Consider the following 22,941-nt stretch of genomic DNA (forward strand, 5'->3'; position numbering starts at 1 on the left):
AACGACGCCGTCGCGTCACGCGAAGACCCGCCCGGCCATCGTCGTCCGGGCGGGTTTTCGTGTGTCAGGCGTTGTCGTAGGCGTCCTGCAGCGACTTGACGTCCAGCTTGGACATCGTGCGCAGCGCGGTGCCGACGGCGATGGTCTTGGCGGGATCGTCACCGCTCATCAGTTCCAGCAGCACCGAGGGCACGACCTGCCAGAACAAGCCGTAGCGGTCGGTCAGCCAGCCGCACGGGCCCGGCTGGCCGCCCTCGGTCAGAGCGTCCCACAGACGATCCACCTCGTCCTGGCTGTCCACGACCACCTGCAGCGACGCCGCGTCCGTGAGCGGGTGGTCCGGGCCCCCGTTCATGATCGTGACCGCCTGGCCGTCCAGCTCCAGCGAGACGATGAACGCCGACCCGTCGGAGTTGCGCGCGATGTCGACCACCCGCGAGTTCGGGATCACCGAGACGTAGAAATCGGCCGCTTCCTCAGCGCCGTTCTCGAACCAGAAGAACGTGTTGACGGACATGATGTGCTCCTTGTGGGTTGCTGTGTGACCTGCTGTCACCGCTTGGTCGGAGCGGGCGGCACGGTTTCGACGTAGTTCGCGAACTTTCTCGAGAAATATTTTCGACCCTGCCGGCGACATTCGGCACTCGTAAGTCGCTGGTAGACATCGCGCTAGCGGATCCGACTGGATCCTCGCAGGCAGCGCACACCTCCCATCCGGTAGCCCAACATGTGCTGACCAGGTTTGGGCAGTGCGATGCGGTCTAACCAGCACGTGGGGCAAACAGGGCCTCGGTTGTATTGCCGTCGCTATGCCGCGGCAGCCGAAGGCAAGCAAGGAGTGATGATGAAGGGCGGAGCGAGGATAGCTGTAGGGGTGGGTGCCGGGTACCTGCTGGGCCGCACGCGCAAAATGCGCTTGGCGTTGACGCTGGCGGGCGCGGCGATGGCCAGGCGGTCTTCCGGCGGGGCCACCCAAGAACTGCTGGAGCGCGGGACGTCGCTGCTCAGATCGTCGCCGGAGCTGGCGGGGATCACCGATACGGTCCGGCAGCAGTTGATGGGCGCCGCACGGGCTGCGGCGGTCACTGCCGCGAGCAACCGCATCGATGCGTTGAACGCCCGCTTGCAACAACGGGCCGCGATTTCGGAGCCGGAGGAAGAACTCCCCGAGGCGGAGGAAGAACTTCGGGACGAGACCCCGGACACCGGCGAAGAAGAGTACCCGGAGGAGACGACCGAGGGCGACGAGCAGGGATACGCCGACGAGGACATCGAGGACGAGTACCCGGAAGAAGAGGAAGAAGAGGACGAGTACCCGGAAGAAGAACAGGACGAATACCCCGAAGAAGAACAGGAAGAGTCTCCGGAAGTAGAAGCAGAGCTGGTGGAGGACGAGTCCGAGGGGAGCCAGGACGAGTCCGAGGAGTCCCCGGAGCCTGCCCCGGCACGCCGGACGGCATCCACCACCCGGCGTCGTGCCGGTGAGTCCCGCTTCCGGAAATCCGGTGATCGCACAGCGGCATCGCCTGGTCGGCGCCGGATTCGCGCCGAGGCCCAGGAAGCGCCCATACGGCGCACGAGGAGGTGAGTCCGATGGCGTCGAGAGCACTGTCGGACGCAGCGGACAAGGCGGGCAAGACCGCCGCCCGCGCTACGGGCAAGGCAGGCAAGACCGCCGCCCGCACTACGGAACAGGCGGGCAAGACCGCCGCCCGCGCTACGGGTAAGGCAGGCAAGACCGCCGTCCGCGCTACGGAAAGGGCAGGCAGAACCGCTGGCCGCGCCGCAGGAAAGGCAGGCACGACCGCCGGCCGAGCTGCAGGCCGGGCAGGCGGAGCGGCAACCCGCGCCGGCGCGACGGCCCAGAAGACGGTTCAGGAAGCCACCCCGACCGGCATGCTGCAGCAATCACTGCAGACCCTGGCCGGAACCGTGGTCGACCGCGCTCTCATGGGAGTCTCCGGAAAGCTGTCGAACACGGCGGAACGCCTGAACGATTACGCCGAAGGAGGCGGGAGCCTGCTGGCGGCGATAACCGGGGCCGAGAAGCTCGCGGGCGGCGCCTCGCCGCTCAAGGCGGCCATGAGCGGTGGGTTGGCGCAGGTCACGCACACGCTCCAAGACAAGTTCCAGGATGCCAAGGAGAGCCTGACCGGCGGGAAGGGGAAGGGCGCCGGAGGCAAGAAGCTGAAGCTGACGAACATCGTCGAACAGATCGACGTCGGCGTTCCGATCGAGCTGGCCTACGACCAGTGGACCCAGTTCGCGGACTTCCCGAAGTTCATGAAGAAGGTCGAGCAGGTCGAGCAGGTATCCGACGAGAAGCTCGCGTGGACCGGCAAGGTGTTCCTGTCGAGGCGGACCTGGGAGTCCACGATCGTGGAGCAGGTGCCGTACGAGCGGATCGTGTGGCGCTCCAAGGGGCACAAGGGCTATATCGACGGCGCGGTGACCTTCCATGAGCTCACGCCGGACCTGACCCGCATCATCATGGTGCTCGAGTATCACCCCGGCGGCGTGTTCGAGAAGACGGCCAATTTGTGGCATGCGGTCGGCCGCCGCGCCCGCTTGGAGCTCAAGCATTTCGAGCGGCACGTCATGACCCAGAGTGCACTGCACCCGGACGACGTCGAGGGCTGGCACGGCGAGATCCACGACAGCAAGGTCGTCAAGGACGACGAGACCGCCCGCCGCGAGGAGCGCGCCGAAACCGAAGACGAAGACACCGAAACCGAAGAAGAACCCAGAGACGACGTGCGGGGCGAGGAAGGGGCTGCGGACGAGGAACCCCAGCCGCGCCGTCGACCCGCGGGCCGGCACCGCAGCGACGCACGCCGAGAGTGACAGTAAGGAGACCGGACATGACTATCGAACCCGTAGGCGGCGGTGGCGGCGGCGCCACAGGCACGATGGCGCGCCCCAACTCGGGCAGCTTGGCCGACGTCATCGACACGATTCTCGATAAAGGGCTGGTCATCGACGCGTTCGTGCGTGTGTCGCTGGTCGGTATCGAACTTGTGACCGTCGACGCCAGGGTCGTCGTGGCCAGCGTCGACACGTATCTACGCTTCGCCGAGGCCGTCAACCGGCTCGAAATCGGCACTGAACCGAAGGGCCTTACGGATCTGGTCGGTGACGTCACGAGCGGCGCGGCGAAGCACAAGACGAAGGGCGCACTCGAGGCCGCGGGCGAGAAGGTCATGGGCTTCCTCAACGAGGTCGAGGAGAAGCGCCAGCCCGCGAGCCGGCCGAAGCGTAAGGAGGGATGATGGCCACGCAGCACGCAACCGAAGCACGGGAAACCGAGACCGCGGAGCGCAGCGGCGTATACGTCTACGGCATCGTGCCCGCGGACGTGGAGCCCGAGGAGCACGCCGCCGGTGTCGGCGACCCCCCGAGCACCATCGAATTGGTGCGGCACGGCGAGATCGCGGCGCTGGTCAGTGACGTCGCGGTCGATCGGCGGTTCGGCACACCCGATGACCTGACCGCGCACGCGCGGCTGCTCGACGGTGCCGCAGCCGTCGCTCCGGTGCTGCCGCTGCGGTTCGGAGCGGTCATGTCCGATGCGGAGGCGGTGGAAAAGGAACTGCTCGAGGCGCACGAGGACGAGTTCCGCACCGCGCTCGAGGAACTGGAGGGCCGAGCGCAGTTCGTGGTGAAAGGCCGCTACGTCGAGGGCACTATCCTGCGGGAGGTGCTCGACGAGAACGCCGAGGCGGCGCGGCTGCGGGACGAGATCCGCGACAAGCCCGAAGACGCCACCCGCAATGAACGGATCGCCTTGGGCGAGATCATCAACCAGGCGGTCACGGCCAAACGCACCGAGGACACCCGCCGGATGCTCACCCTGCTCGAGCCGCTCACGTCCTTGGTCAACCAACGCGAACCCACCCATGAGGAGGACACGGTCCACGTCGCGATCTTGCTCGAACTGTCCCGGCAGAGTGAATTGGAGGACGCGTTGCGTCAACTGGCCGAGGGGGAATGGGACGGGCGCGTGGATCTGAGCCTGCTCGGCCCGATGGCGGCGTACGACTTCGTGACGAAGCGAGCCCCCGAGGGCTGACCCATGGGCTTGCTCTCGTCGATTTTCACGCTGCCGATCGCGCCGGTCCGGGGCGTGATCTGGCTGGGTGAGGTGATCCAGGATCAGGTCGAACAGAAGCTGCGGGATCCCGCCGCCGTTCGTCGCCGGATCGAGGCGATCGACGAGGCAGCGGCAGCCGGTGAGCTGTCCGAAGAGGAGCGGAAGAAAGCGCAGCAAGAGGTCCTGGATGCCCTGATCGAACGACCTGGCGGCACGAAGCCCACCGAGGAGAAGGAGTGACCGCGTGAGCCGGAACACCTCCCGTGAAGAGTCCGAGGACGTCCAACCCGAATCGGGTGAGCCCCTCGCCGCGCAACAGGCCGCCGCGGCAGCGGTCGAGCATCTGCTGGAGCTGACCTCGAAACAGGCGGAGGGAGTGACCTCCATGGAGCCGACCGAGGACGGTTGGGTGGTGGAGATCGAGGTGCTCGAGGACCGCCGCATCCCTTCGTCGTCGGACATGCTGGCGCTCTACCAGGTCGAGATCGATGTGGACGGGAATCTGCTGGCCTACCGCAGAACGCGGCGTTACGCCCGCGGCAGCACCGACATCGGTGGGAGGGATCAGCCATGACGGTAGTCCCAGAAGGCGGGGCGCAGGCGCCGATGCCCTATGGCGGCGCACGTCAGTCGACGAACCTGGGCGACATTCTCGAGCGGGTCCTCGACAAGGGCTTGGTGATCGCGGGCGACATCCAGGTGAATCTGCTCGACATCGAACTTCTCACCATCAAGCTGCGCTTGGTCGTCGCGTCTCTGGAGACGGCCAAGGCGGTGGGCATCGACTGGTGGGAGACCGATCCCTGGCTCAACAGCAAGGCCCGCGCCCTCGAGCGGCAGGGGGGCGACCTCGAACTCGAGAACCGGAAGCTCCGCGACCGGATCGCCGAACTGGAAGCCGCGGACGAGCGCCGCAAATCCCTCGAGCCGCGCCGCGAACCGAGAGAAGCGGACGACCGCCGCAGATCCCTCGAACGCCGCCGCGCACCGAGGGAAGCGAGGGATCGTGACTGATGGCGTCGGCGTCTGGCTGTACGCGGTGACGACGGCCGGAAACCTCGCGGAGGAGCTGGGCGGGATAACCGGGGTGGCGGGTGAGCCGGTGCGGGCAGTGCTCTCCGACGGCTTGGCGGCAGTGATCGGCACCGTGCCGCTCGAGGTCTTCGGAGAGCAGCCGCTGCGCCGGAATCTGGAGGATCTGGACTGGCTGGAGGCGACGGCCCGGGCGCACGACGCCGTCGTCTCGGCCGTGGTACGCCGGGGCCCGGCCGTCCCGCTGCGCCTGGCCACCGTCTTCCTCGACGAGGATCGGGTACGCGAGATGCTCGACGACCGGCGAGCGGACTTCGATGCGGCGCTGACCCTGGTAAGCGGCCGGACGGAGTGGGGTGTGAAGGCCTATGGCGACCGCGCCGCACTCGTCTCCGCCGTCGCGGACGCCGCCAGTCGCGACGCGGGCGGTGGAAAGGGATCGGGCGCAGCGTATCTGGCGCGCCGACGCGCACAGCTGGCCGCGCAGGAAACCGTCGAACGTGACGCCGCGCTGCGCGCCGACGAGATCCATGCGCGTCTGGTCCGCCACGCCGCCGCGGGCCGCCGTCAGGCGGTGACGGACCCGGCTCTTTCCGGCCGCCGGGAGTGGATGGTGCTCAACGGCACCTACCTGGTGGACGACGAGCGCGCGGACGATTTCGCGGCGATGGTCGACGAGCTCGGCAAAGAATTCGCCGGAATCCGGCTCGAGCTCACCGGTCCGTGGCCACCGTATTCGTTCGCGGGAGTGGAAAGGATGCCGACATGAGCCACGTCGCGCAGAACGTCGACCGTGAGCGCCGCGTCGCGCTCATCGACCTGCTGGATCGGGTCCTGGCCGGTGGGGTGGTCATCACCGGCGACATCAGGCTGTCCATCGCGGACGTCGACATGGTCCAGATATCGCTGCGAGCCCTCATCTCTTCCATCAGCCCCGTGTCGACCCCCGCGCTGGAATCCCCGGCACACGGCGCGCTGGAGCCAGATGACTGAATTCGGCGGCATCCCACCGCGTATCGACACCGACCCCGAATCCGTCGAGCGTGGTCTCGTCACGCTCGTGCTCACCCTGGTAGAGCTGCTGCGGCAACTGATGGAACGGCAGGCGCTGCGCCGGGTGGACGAGGGCGACCTGAGCGACGCCCAGGTGGAGCGGATCGGCACCACCTTGATGCTGCTCGAGCAACGCATGGACGAACTACGCGACCATTTCGGCCTCACCCCCGAGGACCTCAACATCGACCTGGGCCCATTGGGCACCCTCCTCCCCCAATACCCCGACGAACGTTGAGATCTACGGCACATGGCTGCGGGATTTCGCGAGAAGACCCTCCACCATGTGCCGTTGATCATGAAGCGCAGGGCGGCGCGGGGGCGTCCACGAAGAGAGGTTTGCCGGTTGGAGGGGCGTAGACGACGTCGAGGATGAGGGGTTCCGTGCCGAGGTTTTGGCCGATATGGACGTTCCATTCGCCCGCGGGCTCGTAGATGAAATCGCCGGTGCGGTAGACCGGGGCGTCGCAGTCGGGGCCGGGATGGGTGAGGGTGCCCGCTCGGACGAAGCCGAAGACCGGGCCGTCGTGATAGTGCCAGCCGGTGGAACCGCCTGGGCCGATGGTGATTTCGCGGGCCACCAAGTCGGTGCCCGCGACGAACGGGAGCAGTCCGGCGGGAATCTGCGCTTGACCGAGAGTGACGGCGGTGACATCGGTGCCCGGCGTCGCGTTGGCGTTCGCCGCGCCGGCCAGCGCACCGGCGAGCACGACCGGCGCTACGGCGACGCGGAGGATAGGCGACATCCTCGCAGCCTACGCTCCGCACGCGCTGTCGCTATATCTCCCACGGTTCGAACAGCTCGGGAACGATGGTGATGTCAGCGATGATCACAGCTGCACTCCGGTGGCCTCCGGCTGCTGTGGCAGTTCGAGTTCGGTCGCGTGGTCGCGGGCGCGTTCGAACAGGGTCAGCAGCAGCCCGTTGGGCCGTACCTCGTCGGCGAGGATTGCCGTGCTACATATTGCGACCGTGCGACGCGGCTCTGCGCCGCAGTCGCTCTTTCACATCGTTGTCCAGATCCCGGATGGTAATGCTTGCCATGCAATCAATGCATATCACGCAGGCTGCGGAGAAGGGGGGAAAGTGACCGGCAGAGCCGCCAAGGCCCGGTGGAAGGGGCCAGGTCGCCAGGTCAGTCCCTCGGCCGGTACGGCCAGCCGCATCTCGGGCAGCGCATCGAGAAGTTGATCGATGGCCTCCTGAGCGATCAGGTAGGACATGGATTGCGCGGGGCAGGCGTGTGGTCCGAGGCCCCATGCCAGATGCGAGCGATTGCCCGTCTGATCCTTGGTCCGGATCGCGGGGTCGTTGTTGCAGGCGGACATGCTGACGACGACCGGCTGGTGCGCGGGCAGCCAGACGTCGTCGATGAGGACCGGCTGCCTGGGGTAGGTGATCAACATGTTGGCCAGCGGCGGGTCGTTGAACAAGAGCTCGTCGAGGGCGTCGCGGGTGGACAGGCTCCCGCCAAGGACAGTTGCGCCGAACCGCTCGTCGGTGAGGATCAGCAGCAGGGTGTTGGCGATCAGGTTCAGTTGCACCTCGATCCCCGCACCGTAGAAGCCCACCACCTGGTGGACCATCTCCAGCTCATCGAGTTCGGCTGGGTGCCGCAGCAGCAGCGAGGTGACGTCGTTGCCAGGTTCGCCCCGTTTCAAGGTCACCAATTCCAGGATCGCCTCGCTGAGCATGGTGTTGCCCTTCTCGGCCTCGACGCCCTCGAAGATCGCGGCCATACCGGCGGCGACCCGACGACCTATCTCCGGCGGGCAGCCGACATAGGCATTTACGACCTCGAACGTCAGCGGGAATATGTACTGACTGATCAGATCGGCCGTCCCAGCCTGACAGAAGCCGTTGATCAGCGGGATGGCGATCTTCTGCACGGTGGCTTGGATACCGTACAGATTTACCTGATCGACGCTCGCGGTGATGGCCTGCCGGTAGCGCAGCAAGTCAACCCCGGCGTTTCTACTCCCGGTGGGGCGCCACTCCATGATCGGAAGGACCGGGCAGTCGGCGGGGATGTTCTGCTGCCAAGTACGGGGATCGGCCGGAAAGCGCTCAGGATCGTTGAGGATCCGCAGCGCGGTCTGATAGCCGATCACCAAGGTGGCCGGCACGCCCGGCGCCAGCTCCACCGGGACCAAAGATCCGTACTGCCTTCTCATTTCACGGTAGACATGGTGCGGATCGACGGCGAACTCCGGTGAATGCATCGACACCCGCGAGTCGTCGGAACCGATCGGCGAGCCGTGGACGACCGGACAGGATGGGGCATGCGCCGGGAACTCGGGCGTGCTCAAAAGGAACTCCAGACCATTCGGGTGTACTGCCGGATCCCCCCGATCACAATGCCGTTCAGCTCGACTGTCTACCAAAGGCGAGCCGCTGATGCCAGTTGAGCGGGCCCACAACACATTCTGCATCGATACGGGGCCGCGCGGGCACCGCCCGTCCCGTGTTCCCGCACATGGTGCGGGTGTCGAGTTGCCGGGATGCGCCATGCCCGTACAGCATCGGCGTATGCCGTCCACTCCGCTGAATCCAGCAGGCGACATCCCCGACACCGGAATTCCGGACCGTCTCGCCACCGACATGACGATGACCGAGCAATACGAATGGCACCGCGCCTATCTGCGCCGCCATCCGGTGTCGCGGCGCAACATCCTGCGTGGCGCCGCGGCGGCCGCGGCAGTATCGGCGGTCGGCGTCGCACCATTCGGTGCTCGCGCGTATGCCGAGGAGGCTCAGCTCGCGGTCGGCGGACGACGGGTGGCGTTCGGCCCGGACGCGGCGAGTCAACTGCGTTTCGCGGCCCAGCTGTCGCGGCGACCGGCGGGCGCGACGGTGTATCTCGATCATGGACCCACGCCTGCGCTGGGCGCGACGGTCGAGGCCGAGGTGCGCAATCTGCTCACCCAGGTGCCCACGGCCGATGGCGGCGTGCTCGCGGCCGAACAGTTCTACGTCCACGCGCCGGTGGACGGCCTCCCCGGCCGGGTGCCGCACTTCTATCGCTGGCGCACCTCCGACGGTTTCGCGGGCGACATCCGCGCCGCCGCGCCCGCGATGCCTACCAGCAGGACCGCGGTGCTGCCGTTCCGCTTCACCATGATGGGCGACCAGGGCACCGACGAGACGCCCGCGCTGCCGGACGGCGTCGCGCCCGGCGACTACGACGACAAGTACTACCGGGCCGACAACGATCCGGTCGCACCGCACGCGAGCAACGTGCTGCGTCAGATCGCCGCGGCCCGGCCGGATTTCCACATCCTCGCAGGCGACATCGCCTACGCCGACCCCTCCGGCAAAGGCAAGCCAGGGCAGTTCGTCGCGCACGGCGCGCACCCGTCCAGCGGCTTCGACAAGTACAACCCCTACGTGTGGGACGTCTACTTCAACGCCATCGAGCCCAGCGCCGCGCAAACCCCATGGATGTTCACCACCGGCAACCACGATATGGAAGCCACCTACGGCGACCACGGCTACGGCGGACACTCGGCGCGGCTCGACTTTCCCGGTAACGGCCCCGCGGGCTGTCCTTCGGCGTACTCGTTCACCTACGGGAATGTCGCGGTGCTCTCGCTGGACGCCAACGACGTGTCCTATGAGATCCGCGCCAACACCGGGTATTCCGGTGGGGCGCAGACGAGTTGGGTGGAACGCGCGCTGGCTGCCTACCGCGCCGACCCCGGCATCGACTTCATCGTCTGCTTCTTCCACCACTGCGCGTATTCGACCACCGAGGCGCACGCCAGCGACGGCGGCGTGCGCGACGCCTGGGTCGGGTTGTTCGACCGCTATCAGGTGGACCTGGTGCTGCAGGGGCACAACCACGTCTACGAGCGCACCGACCCGATCCGTGCGGGAAACGCGACGAAGGTCGCCGGCGACAACTCGATCGTCTACCCGGAGACCGACGGAACCGTGTACTACACCGTGGGCGGCGGCGGACGCCCACGCTACGAATTCCAGCCGGGTTCGCAAGAATCCTTCCGCGGCAATGAACTACCGGATGCCACGGTGCCGAACAGCTACGTGTGGACGCCCGGCGGCGGCAAACAGGACGAGGCCGCGCCGTGGTCGCGGGTCCGCTTCCGCAACTACTCGTTCCTGCGCGTCGACGTCCGGCCGGGCGTCTTCGCCAGCGAGATGGACGTGGTCGCGGTCGACGAGTACGGCCGCGAATTCGACCGGGTGCTCTACCGTCGCCAGGTCCGGGCCTGAGGCAGGCTACTTCTTCGGCGGGAAGGTCCGGGCGTAGGCGACCCCGCGCTCGACCCATTCCCGCAGGATCTCCTCGTCGGCGACTGCCGCCGCGGCGACATACAGCCAGCCGACCATCTCGCGGCCGCCCATCACCATGGGTTCGACCGACTCACCGATCAGCCGCTCCCCCTCGTCCGGGCCGACGCGGACCAGCAGGCCACCCTGACGGCTGGCCGCGACCGCCATATTGCCGTCGATCAAGAACGCCAGGCCACCGAACATCTTCCGCTCGGTGAGCTCCGGTCCGGGCACGATCAGTTCGCGGATCCGCTCGGCCAACTCCTCGTCATATGCCATAGCGGCATTGTGCGCCCTCGGTACGACAGGCTTGCGGAGCACAAGATGACCCGGCCTGTTCGATCGTGACGCGGCCGGGCTCGATGTTCTGCGCCGAAATCCAGGCGCAGTCGACCACCGCACGCGGGGCGAGACTCGCCTGTCCAGCCGGCAAGCTGCACGGCCTTGCCCGCAGACCTACGAACCAAGCGGCCGATCGGTATTTGAAATATCCTGCACGACAGCATATTTGGCCTTGTGCCTGGCTAGCCCTCCCGAGGTACTTACGTACACTCCCGAGCCGCGTGGATGTCACTGGACGTTAAGGCGGATGTTTCCCTACCTGTCTGTAATACACGGCGTGAGACGGGGGCCCGGGTTGTCATTACCGCTCGCGTGCAATCCGTTTGAACATTCGCAGTCGACCGCGCCCCCAGAAACGGGACGAAGGACTCCTCCGTGCACATCTGCTCCCCGGTGGTGCGATCACGCACTGTCAGCCGCAGTTCATCCAGGCGGTATTCGGTTCGGGTTCCCGGCATGTTCCACCGAGCCCGGCATGCACATCGCGGTGCGCCGGCCCGGTGGCTGCGCTCGGGCGCGGGAACTGGGCGGCGACGGGTGGCCTGGCTCGCCCTGATCACCTTCGCGCTGTTCGTATTTCCCGGCTTCATCGGCGCGGTGGCCGTCGCCCAGGACGCCGCGAGCACGACGGCAGGAACAACATCCGGGATCGACGGGCTCAGCTGGATGAACATCCGCGACTCCTCGGGAATCCGCCTGTCCGACTATCGGTTCGCGACCGGCGACGAAAGCCTGTTCAAGCCACGCTCCACTGTTCTGTGGACCGTGCTGGGCCTGGAATTCATCGGCTACATAGCCATTGTGACGACCGCGATCTGGGTGATCGGCTACGCGTTGAGCTTCCGGTGGCTGGACATGTTCAGTGCGGCGTTGCGTGGCGTGGCCGATGCCATGGCGGGGCAGATCGCGACCCCGATCATGCTGGTCACCGCGGCCACCATCGGCGCGTTCTGCGTCGCCTGGTTCATCGTGCGCGGCTATCACGCGAAGGCCACCATGCAGGTGGTCACGATGCTGGCGGTGGCGGTGCTGGGACCGCTGTTCCTGGCCGAGCCCCTGGCGGACGTGCTGTCCTCGAATGGATTGCTCGCGCAGGGCCGCGATCTGGGTATCTCCGTGGCGGCCGGCTTGAACGGAAACGCCAACCCGAATCCGACCCAGCTCGTGTCGACCATGCAGAGCGATCTGGCCGACAATTTCGCCCGTCAGCCCCTGCAAGTGTGGAATTTCGGGCATACCGTCGACGCGCGCCCGGCCTGCCGGTCCGCGTGGTCGGCAGGAGTGGCGGCAGGCGAGGACGCCCGGGTGCTCAGCGGCATGAAGTCGTGCGGAGACGCCGCCGCGCACGCGAAGGCCGAGAATCCCACCATGGGACAGGTCGCCACCGGGCTCATGCTGCTGGTCTGCGGCGGCATCCTTCTGGCATTCGCGATGTATCTCGGAATCAAGGTCATCAAGGCCGCGCTGGACACGATCTATCACGGGATCATGTCGATATTCGGCTTCGCCGCGGGCGGATTCGTCTACGGCCCGACACAGACGTTCCTGGTCCGCAATCTCGTGGACAGCTTCGTCGCTGCGGCACGGATGACCGCGTACACCATCTTCCTCGGTGTCTACGTGCTGTTCATGGGCAACCTGTTCGCGCAAGCTCGCGGCCAGGTGATGGCGGTGATCATCATCGCGGGCACCGTCGAGATCGTCGCCATCCTCCAGCTGAAGCGACTCAGCAGCAGCCTGTCCCGCGGCAACGACTGGATCGCCAACCGATTCTCCCTGGCGGTCCAGGGCAGTCAGACCAAGTCGTCGAGCAGCGGCGGCGTGGCCCTCGGCATGGGTGGTGGGGGTGGTGGGGGGAAGCCCTCGTCCGGCATGGGATTCGTGAGCACACTCGGCGCACTCAACACCATCAACTCCTCGCCCGTGACGGCTTGGCTCGCGGGTGGAATCGTCAATCCGTTGAATCCTCTGGCCCCCACACGGCGACGGATCGAACGCTCCACCAGGAGAATCCTCGCCAGCCGCGAGGAGGGCTACATCGAGCATCAGCTGTCCCGCACGAACTGGCGTGGCGTCGCGGTTGCCGCGGCCAGGCAACATGGGGGCATGAACACCCAACTGGGCGTTTCCCGCGCCCTGAAGGCGTTGCGCGACAACAAAGTTCCCGAATCGCGCGTGCATAACGTGCTGCTCGCCTCGGGTGCCAGCCACGAAATGGTCAACCATTCGCTGGCCGCACTGTCGACCCAGGAATCGACGGTGTCGCAGAATCCGTACGGCTTCGCACCGTTGCAGAAGGCGATCGCGACAGCATGGGCGGTGGAGAACCACGTCGGCCACGAGGCACACGAAGCCTACGCCGCCCAGGCGGTCATCGCGGCAGACAGCTTCGTCCGGCACAGCAACGCACCGGCCCCTGGCGCCACGATCGATCACGCGTTCGTGCAAAGGGTCGAGAACAACTGGCATTCGGACCGGGCACTCCGTGCGGCTATCACCCCGGACGAGTGGAACAGCGCGGGCCGGGATACCCGCTGGCACATCGGACACCAGGTGGCGACCATGCACCGGGACGCGGCCCAGGCCTACTACGCGAATCCGACCGATATCAACCGCGAAGCCCTGATGCGATCGGCCAGACGCGTCGCCAATCTCGATCACCTGGATCCCGAAGGGGGACTCGACCCCTGGAATCCGTGATCAGATCCGGAGCGCTACGGCCGCGCAGGCCCATTCCCGTGCCGGACTCGTAACCTGCTCGGCTCGGGTCGACCGCCCACCTGGCGGGTGCTATGGCCGATCAGACGCCCAGCGCGGCGGCGAACATCGGCCAGGACTCGTGCACGTCGTCCTGCCAGTACGTCCAGGCATGGGTGCCCGCGGGACGGAGGTTGGTGGTGACCGGAATGCCGAGCGCATGCAACCGGTCCACGAACTGACGGGTGCAGCCACCGATCACCGTCTCCATGGTCCCGCCGACCAGCAGCCGATCCACCAGCCGAAGGGGATTGCCGTCGATGCCGGGATCGCTGAGCGTGTCGCGGGAACCCGGCGCGCCGGTGCCCGCCGAAACGTAGAGGGCTACGCCGCGCAGCCGTTCCGCCTGCACGGTCGGATCGTTCGCGGCCCAGGCCGGATCGGCCGGCGGCCCCCACATGTTCGCCGCGCTCGCGCCGAACACCGCCAGTTGCGAGTTGACGATCGCCTGACCCATCGGATCGCTGGTGCGCGGGCATCCGCTGTAGGAGCCGACCGCCCGATACAGCCCTGGTGCGGCGATCGCCAAATTCAACGCCGAAGTCGCCGACATGGAGGTTCCCGCGACGGCGTTGCGGCCGTTCATCCCGAACCGGTCCGCGAGCAGCGGTGGCAGCTCCCTGGTCAGGAAGGTGGTCCACTTGTTGCGGCCGAGCACCGGATCATCGTGCAGCCAATCGGTGTAGTAACTGGCGCGCCCGCCCATCGGCACGATCACGTTGACCGGCTTGTCGGCGAAGAATTCGGCCACGTCGGTGCGCCGGGTCCACGGCCCGCCCTCCTCTCCGCCGTCCACGGCGTTCAGCAGGTACAGCGCGGGCGCGCCGGGGCCCGGATGGGACAGCCACAACGTGATGGGCCGCCCCATCGCTCCCGACTGGACCACGACCTCGAACTGCCGCCCGCCCAGCGGTCGCACATCCAGAACGGCCGCGTCGGGGTCCGCGGTGGCGGTTGCGGCGGGGACGAGCGCGGCGCCGACCGCGAGGAGGGAAACCAGGCATCGCATGAGCCGGTACATGGGCCGAATTAGTATCACGGCGTGATCGCCGTATCCAGCATCCGCTGGGCGCGTTCCCAATAGTGAAATGAAATCGCATTTAGAAGCCGGAATCATCACTTGACCAGAGCAAGCTACGGATGTTTAGCAATCGACCAGCGAAGTCGGTGAGAACAGTGCGTATCCGGCCTCTCCGCGCAGTCGTCGCGCTTCGCCGGTCGAGCCCGGCTGCGCTGCGCCGGCTGTCGGGAAAGAGGTTGCCGGACCCGCTCGCCGATGCGACCGCGCCAAGGCCGCGCCACCGAGGCCGAGCGCACCCAGATCCTCAGCTCCCGGACCGCGTCGTGCGGCGCACGGGGTCCGCGCTCAGGAAGCTCGCACCACCTCCGCGAACACCTCATCGGGACCGGATGCCTTCAGCCCGAAAGTGTCCCGCATGGCCGAGTCGTCGACTGTGAACGGCGCGTGCGACAGGTGGTAGGTCTCGAACAGCTCGAGCCAGAACGGGTCGGTGAGACCGAGCAGCGTCAGCTCCCGATCGCTCATCAGCTCCAGCCGCGGCTCGGGAGCCCCGGCGGCAGCGGCGAAGCTCCCGGCCAGCTCGCGCACAGTCGCGGTGGTGACCGGCGCGTGCCAGGCCCGGCCCCACGCGCGCTCGTCGCGAGCGACGGCGACCGCTGCCGCCGCCGCGTCACCGACGGCCGTGTAGGCGTGCGGCAAGTCGAGCGCCTGCGGCAGCAGCGCCAACTGACCAGCCAGGATCTTCGGCTGGGCGAACAAGGAGAACACCGAGATCGCGCCAGGGCCGATGAACTGCGATGCCCGCACCTCGGTGACACGCACCCGGCCCGCTCGGTGCGCCCGCTCGGCCTGCCGCCACATCTGGGCGCGCACCTGACCCTTCGGGCCCGTGGCCGCCAGCGGGGACTGCTCGGTGAGCGGTCCGTCCGCGGGTCCGTACCCGTACAGATTGCCCAGCATCACGTAGTTCGCCCCGGTCTGCTCGGCCGCCGTGCGAATGGACCCGAACAGCGGCGGAATCGCTTCCGGCCACGTGTGATACGCGGGCATGGCCATGTTGAACACCGTCGCGGCGTTCTCGGCGATCGCGGTCAGCGCCGCCGTATCGAGCGCGTCCAAGGCGATCAGTTCGATATTCGGATGCTCGGGACCGGCCCCGCTGCGGCTCACCATGCGCACCCGGTCGCCGGATTCGGCCAGTAGCGCCGCGGTGGCCGAGGCGGTAGCGCCCCGGCCGACGATGACCTGCGTCGGCATGTGATTTCCCTTCTGCCACAACAATATCGACACGACCGGCGAAACCTCGACTTGCCATTTGCCGATCGCGTGCCACTCAGCCTGCCGCCGCCCGCCCGGCTAAGCTAGTGACCGGATTGCCAACTACCCCAAGGATCAGGCCATGCAGACTGTCGCCGTCGTCGCGGTCCCTCCGGTGAAGGCATTCGACCTGTCCATGCCCGAAACCGTGCTCGGCGCGGCGATGGTGGACGGCGAACCCGGCTACCGCATCCTGGTGTGCACTGCCAGGCCCGGGGTGCTGCCCGCGGGGTTGGGCGGATTCGACGTGGTGGTGTCGCGCGGACTGGAGGCTATCGATGTCGCCGACATCGTCATCGTGCCCAGCACCGGCAGCCGCGGCAGCGCCGACGAAGCCACGGTGGCCGCCCTGCGTCGCGCCGCCGCCGACGGCAAACGCGTCACCTCGATCTGCAGCGGCGCGTTCGTGCTCGCCCAGGCGGGTCTGCTGTCCGGCCGCACGGCCACCACCCATTGGGGCCTGGCCGACGAGCTGGCGGCGATGTTCCCGGACGTGTCGGTCCGCAGCGACGCCCTGTTCATCGAGGACGGCCCGATCACCACCGCCGCGGGCGCGGCGGCCGGAATCGACCTGTGCCTGCACCTGATCCGCGCCGACTACGGCGCGACCGTGGCGAACGCGGCCGCCCGCACCGCCGTCGTCACCCCGGTACGGCCCGGCGGGCAGGCCCAGTTCGTGGACGTCCCGCTGCCTCCGGAGAACGGCGTGACCCTGGCGGCCACCCGAGCCTGGGCGCTGGGACGCCTGGACACGCCACTGTCGCTGGACCACCTGGCCAGGCACGCGCGCACCAGTGTCCGCACGCTGACCCGCCGATTCCACGAGGAGACCGGCCTCAGCCCACAGAAATGGCTCCTGCACCAGCGCCTGCAACGCGCCAGAGAGCTGCTGGAATCCACCACGCTGCCGATGGACCAGGTCGCCCGGCACAGCGGTATCGGCTCCGCGGAATCATTGCGGCAGCACATGATCCGCCATGTCGGCGTGCCGCCGAGCAGCTACCGCGCGTCCTTCACGCGCTCGCCTGCCGGTCCGCAGCCGCAGCCGCAGCCGCAGCCGCAGCGAAAAGCGCCTGCCCGACGCCGACCGTGACGCACCTCACGTCGCAGGTGTCCGCTGTGCACACCCGGCCCGAATCGGCGCGAACCGTACTTACTCCGCTTTCCGGGAACCTCGATTCGGGGCATGTGTCGAACAGGCGGAACAGGCCCCAGGAATGGGAACAGTTTGGGGCGGGAGGAAACCCACGGAGTCTGGATACCCTCTGCCCGTGGCGGCCGTTCGAAAGTATGTTCCCCGGAGGAGAAGTTGATGGATACCGTCCGCGAAGTGGTGGACCTGATCGTCGAACTCGGTATTGTCGACCAGTCCACCGTCGGGCAGACCTTGCAGCAAGACGAGCTCGACAAACCACTGAGCTACTACGGCCACATTCCCCAGCGGGCCGTGCTGAGTCTGCTCGACGATCTGGGCATTCGATTCGCGTTCGATTACAAAACGTTTCGCGGGATCGAAGAGACTGACGACGACGAGCGGCTGGAGTGGTACGAAGAGGTGTTGCAGACGATCGCCTCTTGCACAAAAGGTCTGGTGACCATTACGAACGTGCGGCTGGTAGAAGACGACGAAGACTGGGAGCTCCAGTTCGACTGCAACGGCGAGACCGAGGCATGGCCGGTATATCCCGGCGACGAAGAGGAGGACCTCGAAGCCGCGCTCACCTTCGCCACGTACCTCTCCGGGATTCCCGCAGACTCCCTCGAGCGCTTTTGCTCCGTGGATCCTCCGGACGAGGACTACAGCGGAGAAGCCGTCTTCGGCGACCCGGAGGCGCTCAATCGGTTGGGCGCGCATTTCGGGCTCTCCTTCACGCCGTAGCCGATCGAGACAGCCTGAATGCACCTCCACGGACGTGATGCGACGAGGACGATCCGCGGAGGTCATCACGGCGCGGGTTCCCCGATCCGGCCCCGGGCAATCGGTTACGCGTTCGACGAACTGTGCTCAGCGGCGCGCCTGTGGTACAACGCGTGCGGCTGCTCAGCGGGCGCGCGCTCGGACCATCTCGCGGGCAGCTGCCCGGTAGCGGTCGGCGATGAGCCGGACCACGGCCGGGTGCACGCCGATGGGTTCGGCGACGCCGTCGGCGCCGGCCTCGTGCAGGCGCTGCTGGAACAGGCCGTGTGCGAGCAGGTATGAGGCGACGAAGACCCGGCGCGCGCCCGCGGCGCGCAGTTCGGCGACCACCTCCGGTACGCGCGGCGCGCCGGTGGCGACGTAGGCGATACGGACTCCGGTACCGAGGCGTTCGGCCAGCAGCGCGGCCGCGCGCCGGACGTCCTGGCGGGCGCGGGCGTCCGAAGAGCCCGCGGCGGCGAAGACCACCGCGTCACCCGGGGTCCAGCCCGCGGCGCGCAGGCGCATCTTCATGATGCGCGCCAGCGCGGGATCGGGGCCCATGGCCGGGGTGACCACCGTCGCCGGATGGCCGCTCTCGGAGACCTCGCGCGGTACGTCCTGGTAGACGTGATAGCCCGAAGCCAGGAACGCCGGAACCACCACGGCGGGCACGGAGTCCCCGGCCGGGGTCGCCAGATCGCGCAGCACCTCGGCGGGCGAAGGACCGAGCACGTCCACGAATGCCGTACGCACCCAGGGCTTTTCCTCGGTGCCGGGCACCCCGGCACCGAGGTCCTTCGCCACGGCCTCGGCGAGCGCCGCGATCATCTGCACGCCCTTCGTGCTGCGGGTCCCGTGGGCCACCAGCACCAGGGCGGGCGCGGTCACCAGCTCCCCGCAGTCTGGATGTACCGAGGTGCCCGGGTCGGAATTCCGACGCCGGGCACCTGCGGGCCTCCTGTCGCGGTGGGCCGTGGATTGTTGTCGGTGCATTCCGCCGGGTCCAGCGCGAGCCGGTACCCGCGTTTGACCACGGTCTGAATCGCTTTCGGCGTGCCGAGACCGGCGCGCAGGCGGGCGATCGCGGTTTCCACCGCGTGCGTGTCGTCGCCGCCGCCGGGCAGCGCGGCGAGCAGGTCTTCGCGGGAGACGACCCGGCCGGGCTGGCGGGCCAGCGAGCGCATCAGCGCCATCGGCGCGGGCGCCAGCTGACGCACCTGGCCGTCGACCACCACGCACGCGCCGCGCACGCTGATGTTGTGGCCCGCGGCCTGAATCCGGTTGGCGCGCCTGGGCAGTTCCTCGGCGACATGGCGAGCCAAAGCGCCGAGCCGAGCCCGCCCTGGCATCGAGGTCGGCACCCCCAGCTCCTCCAGCGGGGCAGCCGTGATCGGTCCGACGCAGGCGGGCAGCACCCGGCCGCGCAGTGCGTACAGCAGCCCTTCCAGCAGTCCGGTTTCCTTGGCGCGCATCAGCATGGACGCGACCGCGGGGGCGCTGGTGAAGGTGACGCAGTCCAGACCGGAAGTGACGATGCCCTCGATCAGGTTGTCCATCGGGCCCTGGTCATCCGGCGGGACCCAGCGGTACACCGGCACCGGGACGACATCCGCACCGGCGCAACGCAAGACCTCACAGAAGTCCGGGACCGGTTCCCACTCGGTGGTGGCCCCGTGCAGCTGCACCGCGATCCGGACACCCTCCACGCCCTCCGCGAGCAGGTGGTCGAGCACCTCGGCGGAAGACTCGGAGGCAGGCGACCATTCCTCGCGCAGCTCGGCGGCGCGGATGGCGCCCTTGGCCTTGGGGCCGCGGGCGAGCATCCGGGTGGTGCCCAGCGTGCGACGCAGATCCTCGGCCAGGCCCCAGCCTTCGGCCGCCTCCATCCATCCGCGGAAGCCGATACCGGTGGTGGCCACGGTGATCTGCGGCGGATCGGCGACCAGCTGCCGGGTGACGCGCTCCAGCTCGTTGTCGTCGGCCAGCGGAATGATCCGGATGGCCGGCGCGGACACGATGCTCGCTCCCCGGCGTTCCAGCAGCGTGGCGAACTCTTCGGCGCGCCGGGCCGCCGTGACGCCGACCGTGAATCCGGCCAGGCTGGCGCCCGTGTCAGGTGTTGTCATGCCATTCATCCATCCGACGACGCGAGCTCGGCTGCGACCGGCTCGTTGGAAACCGAAACGATGCCGTCGTCCACGCGCACCGCGTACACCGGCAGCATCGCCGATTCGTCGTCCAGGCAGCGCCCGTCGACCAGGGAGAAAGCCTGCTTCAGCAGCGGCGAGGCCACGACGGGCACGCCGCCGCGGTCGCCGACGATGCCGCGCGACATGACCGCGGCCTTGCCGAACGGATCAATATTGCCGACGGCATACAGCATGCCGCCGTCGAGCAGGAACAGGGCGGCCTGACGGCCACCTTTCAGCAACACCGCAACGCCGCGGCCGGGAATCAGATAGTCGAGACGGCATGCCTGTGTCCACCCAGTGGTGGTAGCTGCGGCGATGCCGGGGGTGTCGATCACGGTCATCGGTGTCATCCTCCAAACGCCTTAATCATTGGTACCGGCGTTCTGTTTCCGGGCGGTTAAGCGGTCATTTCCCCTGCGTGGCGACCGGGACTTCGGGCAGTCCCAGCAGAACGGGAACCTTCCGCTCACCCGATTCGTCGAAGGAAATCGTCGGATCGGCCTCTTCCGGGGCATTGACGAACGACACGAAGCGAGAGAGCTTCCCTTCGTCTTCCAGCACAGCGGCCCACTCGTCGCGGTAGCCCGCGACATGCTGAGCCATGGCTGCCTCGAGATCCTCGGCGATGCCCAGGCTGTCCTCGCAGATCACCTGCTTGAGGTAATCCAGGCCGCCTTCCAGCGCCTCCTGCCACGGCGCGGTGCGCTGCAAACGATCGGCGGTGCGGATGTAGAACATCAGGTACCGGTCGATGTACTTGATCAGCGTCTCGTCGTCGAGGTCGCCGGCCAGCAGCACCGCGTGCTTCGGGGTGAGGCCGCCGTTGCCGCCGACGTAGAGGTTCCACCCGTGCTCGGTGGCGATCACGCCGACGTCCTTGCCGCGCGCCTCCGCGCATTCGCGGGCGCAGCCGGACACGGCCAGCTTCAGCTTGTGCGGCGAGCGCAGGCCGCGGTAACGCTTCTCCAGCAGCACGGCCATGCCCACCGAATCCTGCTGACCGTAGCGGCACCAGGTGGAGCCGACGCAGCTCTTCACGGTGCGCAGCGACTTGCCGTACGCGTGACCGGACTCCATGCCCGCGTCGACCAGGCGCTTCCAGATCAGCGGCAGCTGTTCGACGCGCGCGCCGAACAGGTCGATGCGCTGGCCGCCGGTGACCTTCACGTACAGGCCGAATTCCTTGGCCACCTCACCGATGGTGATCAGCTGCTCGGCGGTGACCTCGCCACCGGGCATCCGGGGCACCACCGAGTAGGTGCCGTTCTTCTGCAGGTTGGCCAGGAAGTGGTCGTTGGTGTCCTGCAGGGCGGCCTGCTCGCCGTCGAGGATGTGCTCGCTCGAGGTGGAGGCGAGGATGGACGCGACGGTCGGCTTGCAGATGTCGCAGCCGCTGCCCTTGCCGTACTTGGCGATCAGACCGGAGAAGGTGCGGATGCCGGTGACCTGGACGATCTGGAACAGCTCGGCGCGCGACTGCTCGAAGTGCTCGCACAGCGCCTTGGACATCTCGACGCCGGACTGCTCGAGCAGCTTCTTGAGCATAGGAACGCAACCGCCGCAGGAGGTTCCGGCGGTGGTGCACTTCTTGATCGCCGGGACGTCACAGGCGCCCTCGGCGATCGCCCCGCAGATCGCGCCCTTCGACACGTTGTTGCAGGAGCAGATCTGCGCATCGTCCGGCAGCGCGTCGGCGCCGAGTTCCGCGCCCGCGGGCGAGATCAGCGCGGCCGGTTCGGCGGGCAGCGGGCGGCCGACCAGCGGGCGCAGCGCCGCGTAGGCGGTGGCGTCGCCGACCAGGATGCCGCCGAGCAGGGTCTTCGCGTCGTCGGAGACGACGAGCTTGGCGTAGGTGCCCTTGGCCGCGTCGTGCAGCACGACCGACAGCGCGCCCTCGGTGACGCCGTGCGCGTCGCCGAAGCTGGCCACGTCGACGCCGAGCAGCTTGAGCTTGGTCGACATGTCCGCGCCGGGGAACTCGCCCGCCCCGCCGAGCAGCCGGTCGGCCACGATCTCGGCGGTGCTGTAGCCCGGCGCGACCAGGCCGTAGCACACACCTTCGACCGCGGCGCATTCGCCGATGGCCCAGATGTTCGGGTCGGAGGTCTGCAGGCCGAGGTCGGTGATGATGCCGCCGCGCGGACCGACCTCCAGGCCCGCGTCGCGGGCGATCTGGTCGCGCGGGCGGATACCGGCGGAGAACACGACCAGTCCGGCCTCGATGACCGACTCGTCCGACAGCGTGACCTGCACGCCCTGGTCGGTGGCCTCGATCGAGGAGGTGCCGACGCCGGTGTGCACGTGCAGGCCCAGGTCGGTGACCAGCCGCTCCAGGATGGCGCCGCCGCCCTCGTCGACCTGAGCGGGCATCAGCCGGGTGTTGTACTCGACCACATGCGGGGTCATCCCCAGCAGCCGCAGCGCGTTCGCGGCCTCCAGGCCGAGCAGACCGCCGCCGACGACCACACCGGCCGCGCCCGGCCCGGCCGCCTCGGCCGCGGCACGGATGCCATCCAGGTCCTCGATGGTCCGGTAGACGAAACACTCCGGGCGGTCGTGGCCGGGCACAGGCGGCACGAACGGGTAGGAGCCGGTGGCCAGCACGAGCGCGTCGTAGGCGAGGGTGTCGCCGGCCGACGTGGTGACCTTGCGCGCTTCCCGGTCGATCGACTCGGCGCGCTGCCCGAGCCGCAGCTCGACCAGGTCGTCACCGGCGTACTCGTTGCCGGGCAGCGCGAGCGAGGATGCCTCCCAGCTGCCGACGTAGGACGAGAGGCCGACCCGGTCGTAGGCGGGCAGCTGCTCCTCGCTGAGGATGACCACCTGCCAGCGGCCTTCGGTGTCGCGCGAGCGCAACGCCTCGACGAACCGGTGCCCGACCATTCCGTGGCCGACGACCACTGCGGTCTTGCGAGCGACTGTGGGGTTCATCTGTTGGTCCTCC

General features: G+C 67.9%; 25 protein-coding genes. 14 read left to right on the forward strand and 11 right to left on the reverse strand.

What is annotated here, in order from left to right; all coding sequences use genetic code 11:
• Positions 1 to 64: 64 nt before the first annotated feature.
• Positions 65 to 517: a VOC family protein gene (locus IU459_RS06420; protein WP_195128515.1), complete on the reverse strand. Its 453-nt coding sequence runs from the start codon at positions 515 to 517 to the stop codon at positions 65 to 67.
• Between the two features lie 357 nt (positions 518 to 874).
• Here IU459_RS06420 and IU459_RS06425 point away from each other — a divergent pair, with 357 nt between their 5' ends.
• The 10 genes from IU459_RS06425 to IU459_RS06470 are packed head-to-tail and all read left to right on the forward strand — an operon-like array spanning position 875 to position 6,413.
• On the forward strand, positions 875 to 1,588 hold the full coding sequence (locus IU459_RS06425) for a hypothetical protein (RefSeq protein ID WP_195128516.1): 714 nt from the start codon (positions 875 to 877) through the stop codon (positions 1,586 to 1,588).
• Positions 1,589 to 1,593: 5 nt separating this feature from the next.
• Positions 1,594 to 2,844, forward strand: a complete 1,251-nt coding sequence (locus IU459_RS06430) for an SRPBCC family protein (protein ID WP_195128517.1) — start codon at positions 1,594 to 1,596, stop codon at positions 2,842 to 2,844.
• A gap of 17 nt (positions 2,845 to 2,861) precedes the next feature.
• Complete coding sequence (gene gvpJ, locus IU459_RS06435) at positions 2,862 to 3,269, forward strand: gas vesicle protein GvpJ (RefSeq protein WP_195128518.1); 408 nt, start codon at positions 2,862 to 2,864, stop codon at positions 3,267 to 3,269.
• Positions 3,269 to 4,069, forward strand: coding sequence for a GvpL/GvpF family gas vesicle protein (locus IU459_RS06440; RefSeq protein WP_195128519.1), 801 nt, complete (start codon positions 3,269 to 3,271; stop codon positions 4,067 to 4,069). The genes gvpJ and IU459_RS06440 overlap by 1 nt, the downstream gene beginning before the upstream one ends.
• Before the next feature lie 3 nt (positions 4,070 to 4,072).
• On the forward strand, positions 4,073 to 4,330 hold the full coding sequence (locus IU459_RS06445; protein ID WP_195128520.1) for a gas vesicle protein GvpG: 258 nt from the start codon (positions 4,073 to 4,075) through the stop codon (positions 4,328 to 4,330).
• A gap of 4 nt (positions 4,331 to 4,334) precedes the next feature.
• Positions 4,335 to 4,664: a gas vesicle protein GvpO gene (gvpO, locus tag IU459_RS06450; protein WP_195128521.1), complete on the forward strand. Its 330-nt coding sequence runs from the start codon at positions 4,335 to 4,337 to the stop codon at positions 4,662 to 4,664.
• The gene (locus IU459_RS06455) at positions 4,661 to 5,104 is read left to right on the forward strand and encodes a gas vesicle protein (RefSeq protein WP_195128522.1); all 444 of its coding nucleotides are present in this window, start codon (positions 4,661 to 4,663) and stop codon (positions 5,102 to 5,104) included. The genes gvpO and IU459_RS06455 overlap by 4 nt, the downstream gene beginning before the upstream one ends.
• A complete protein-coding gene (locus IU459_RS06460) occupies positions 5,097 to 5,891 on the forward strand; it encodes a GvpL/GvpF family gas vesicle protein (RefSeq protein WP_195128523.1) in 795 nt (264 codons plus the stop codon). Before IU459_RS06455 ends, IU459_RS06460 begins: the two co-directional genes overlap by 8 nt.
• On the forward strand, positions 5,888 to 6,115 hold the full coding sequence (locus tag IU459_RS06465; protein ID WP_195128524.1) for a gas vesicle protein: 228 nt from the start codon (positions 5,888 to 5,890) through the stop codon (positions 6,113 to 6,115). Before IU459_RS06460 ends, IU459_RS06465 begins: the two co-directional genes overlap by 4 nt.
• Positions 6,108 to 6,413, forward strand: a complete 306-nt coding sequence (locus tag IU459_RS06470; RefSeq protein ID WP_067468761.1) for a gas vesicle protein K — start codon at positions 6,108 to 6,110, stop codon at positions 6,411 to 6,413. The genes IU459_RS06465 and IU459_RS06470 overlap by 8 nt, the downstream gene beginning before the upstream one ends.
• A 58-nt stretch (positions 6,414 to 6,471) precedes the next feature.
• Here the strand turns inward: IU459_RS06470 and IU459_RS06475 are convergent, their stop codons facing one another.
• From IU459_RS06475 to IU459_RS06480, 3 genes are all read right to left on the reverse strand, one after another.
• Positions 6,472 to 6,921 (reverse strand): cupin domain-containing protein, encoded by a 450-nt coding sequence (locus IU459_RS06475; protein ID WP_195128525.1) that lies wholly within the window; start codon positions 6,919 to 6,921, stop codon positions 6,472 to 6,474.
• A gap of 211 nt (positions 6,922 to 7,132) precedes the next feature.
• Positions 7,133 to 7,219 (reverse strand): FitA-like ribbon-helix-helix domain-containing protein, encoded by an 87-nt coding sequence (locus IU459_RS40470; RefSeq protein WP_440446464.1) that lies wholly within the window; start codon positions 7,217 to 7,219, stop codon positions 7,133 to 7,135.
• Between the two features lie 14 nt (positions 7,220 to 7,233).
• Positions 7,234 to 8,484 carry a cytochrome P450 gene (locus IU459_RS06480; RefSeq protein ID WP_195128526.1) on the reverse strand — a complete coding sequence of 417 codons (1,251 nt, stop codon included), beginning with the start codon at positions 8,482 to 8,484 and terminating at the stop codon, positions 7,234 to 7,236.
• A 220-nt stretch (positions 8,485 to 8,704) separates the two neighbouring features.
• Here IU459_RS06480 and IU459_RS06485 point away from each other — a divergent pair, with 220 nt between their 5' ends.
• Positions 8,705 to 10,408: a metallophosphoesterase gene (locus IU459_RS06485; protein WP_195128527.1), complete on the forward strand. Its 1,704-nt coding sequence runs from the start codon at positions 8,705 to 8,707 to the stop codon at positions 10,406 to 10,408.
• A gap of 6 nt (positions 10,409 to 10,414) precedes the next feature.
• Here IU459_RS06485 and IU459_RS06490 read toward each other — a convergent pair whose 3' ends face one another.
• Entirely contained in the window at positions 10,415 to 10,747 is a 333-nt protein-coding gene (locus tag IU459_RS06490; RefSeq protein ID WP_195128528.1) for a TfoX/Sxy family protein, read from the reverse strand.
• A gap of 600 nt (positions 10,748 to 11,347) precedes the next feature.
• On the opposite strand from IU459_RS06490, the gene IU459_RS06495 reads away from it, so the two are divergent.
• Positions 11,348 to 13,510, forward strand: coding sequence for a hypothetical protein (locus tag IU459_RS06495; protein ID WP_195128529.1), 2,163 nt, complete (start codon positions 11,348 to 11,350; stop codon positions 13,508 to 13,510).
• Positions 13,511 to 13,610: 100 nt separating this feature from the next.
• On the opposite strand, the gene IU459_RS06500 is transcribed toward IU459_RS06495, so the two are convergent.
• Both IU459_RS06500 and IU459_RS06505 read right to left on the reverse strand, forming a co-directional pair.
• On the reverse strand, positions 13,611 to 14,588 hold the full coding sequence (locus IU459_RS06500) for an alpha/beta hydrolase (RefSeq protein WP_195128530.1): 978 nt from the start codon (positions 14,586 to 14,588) through the stop codon (positions 13,611 to 13,613).
• 345 nt (positions 14,589 to 14,933) lie between these two features.
• On the reverse strand, positions 14,934 to 15,845 hold the full coding sequence (locus IU459_RS06505) for an NAD-dependent epimerase/dehydratase family protein (RefSeq protein WP_195128531.1): 912 nt from the start codon (positions 15,843 to 15,845) through the stop codon (positions 14,934 to 14,936).
• A gap of 142 nt (positions 15,846 to 15,987) precedes the next feature.
• Here IU459_RS06505 and IU459_RS06510 point away from each other — a divergent pair, with 142 nt between their 5' ends.
• Together IU459_RS06510 and IU459_RS06515 are read left to right on the forward strand one after the other, a co-directional pair.
• Positions 15,988 to 16,998 (forward strand): GlxA family transcriptional regulator, encoded by a 1,011-nt coding sequence (locus IU459_RS06510; RefSeq protein ID WP_195128532.1) that lies wholly within the window; start codon positions 15,988 to 15,990, stop codon positions 16,996 to 16,998.
• Between the two features lie 219 nt (positions 16,999 to 17,217).
• A complete protein-coding gene (locus IU459_RS06515; RefSeq protein ID WP_195128533.1) occupies positions 17,218 to 17,784 on the forward strand; it encodes a hypothetical protein in 567 nt (188 codons plus the stop codon).
• Between the two features lie 162 nt (positions 17,785 to 17,946).
• On the opposite strand, the gene IU459_RS06520 is transcribed toward IU459_RS06515, so the two are convergent.
• The 4 genes from IU459_RS06520 to nirB all read right to left on the reverse strand — a co-directional run bounded on the left by IU459_RS06520 (position 17,947) and on the right by nirB (position 22,928).
• Positions 17,947 to 18,693 carry a sirohydrochlorin chelatase gene (locus IU459_RS06520; protein WP_195128534.1) on the reverse strand — a complete coding sequence of 249 codons (747 nt, stop codon included), beginning with the start codon at positions 18,691 to 18,693 and terminating at the stop codon, positions 17,947 to 17,949.
• Positions 18,690 to 19,931 carry a uroporphyrinogen-III synthase gene (locus IU459_RS06525; protein ID WP_195128535.1) on the reverse strand — a complete coding sequence of 414 codons (1,242 nt, stop codon included), beginning with the start codon at positions 19,929 to 19,931 and terminating at the stop codon, positions 18,690 to 18,692. The genes IU459_RS06520 and IU459_RS06525 overlap by 4 nt, the downstream gene beginning before the upstream one ends.
• Before the next feature lie 5 nt (positions 19,932 to 19,936).
• On the reverse strand, positions 19,937 to 20,338 hold the full coding sequence (gene nirD / locus IU459_RS06530; protein WP_195128536.1) for a nitrite reductase small subunit NirD: 402 nt from the start codon (positions 20,336 to 20,338) through the stop codon (positions 19,937 to 19,939).
• Positions 20,339 to 20,402: 64 nt separating this feature from the next.
• A complete protein-coding gene (nirB, locus tag IU459_RS06535) occupies positions 20,403 to 22,928 on the reverse strand; it encodes a nitrite reductase large subunit NirB (RefSeq protein ID WP_195128537.1) in 2,526 nt (841 codons plus the stop codon).
• Between the last annotated feature and the right edge of the window lie 13 nt (positions 22,929 to 22,941).

Origin of the sequence: Nocardia amamiensis (genome assembly GCF_015477605.1) — a bacterium.
GTDB classification, from domain to species: domain Bacteria; phylum Actinomycetota; class Actinomycetes; order Mycobacteriales; family Mycobacteriaceae; genus Nocardia; species Nocardia amamiensis_A.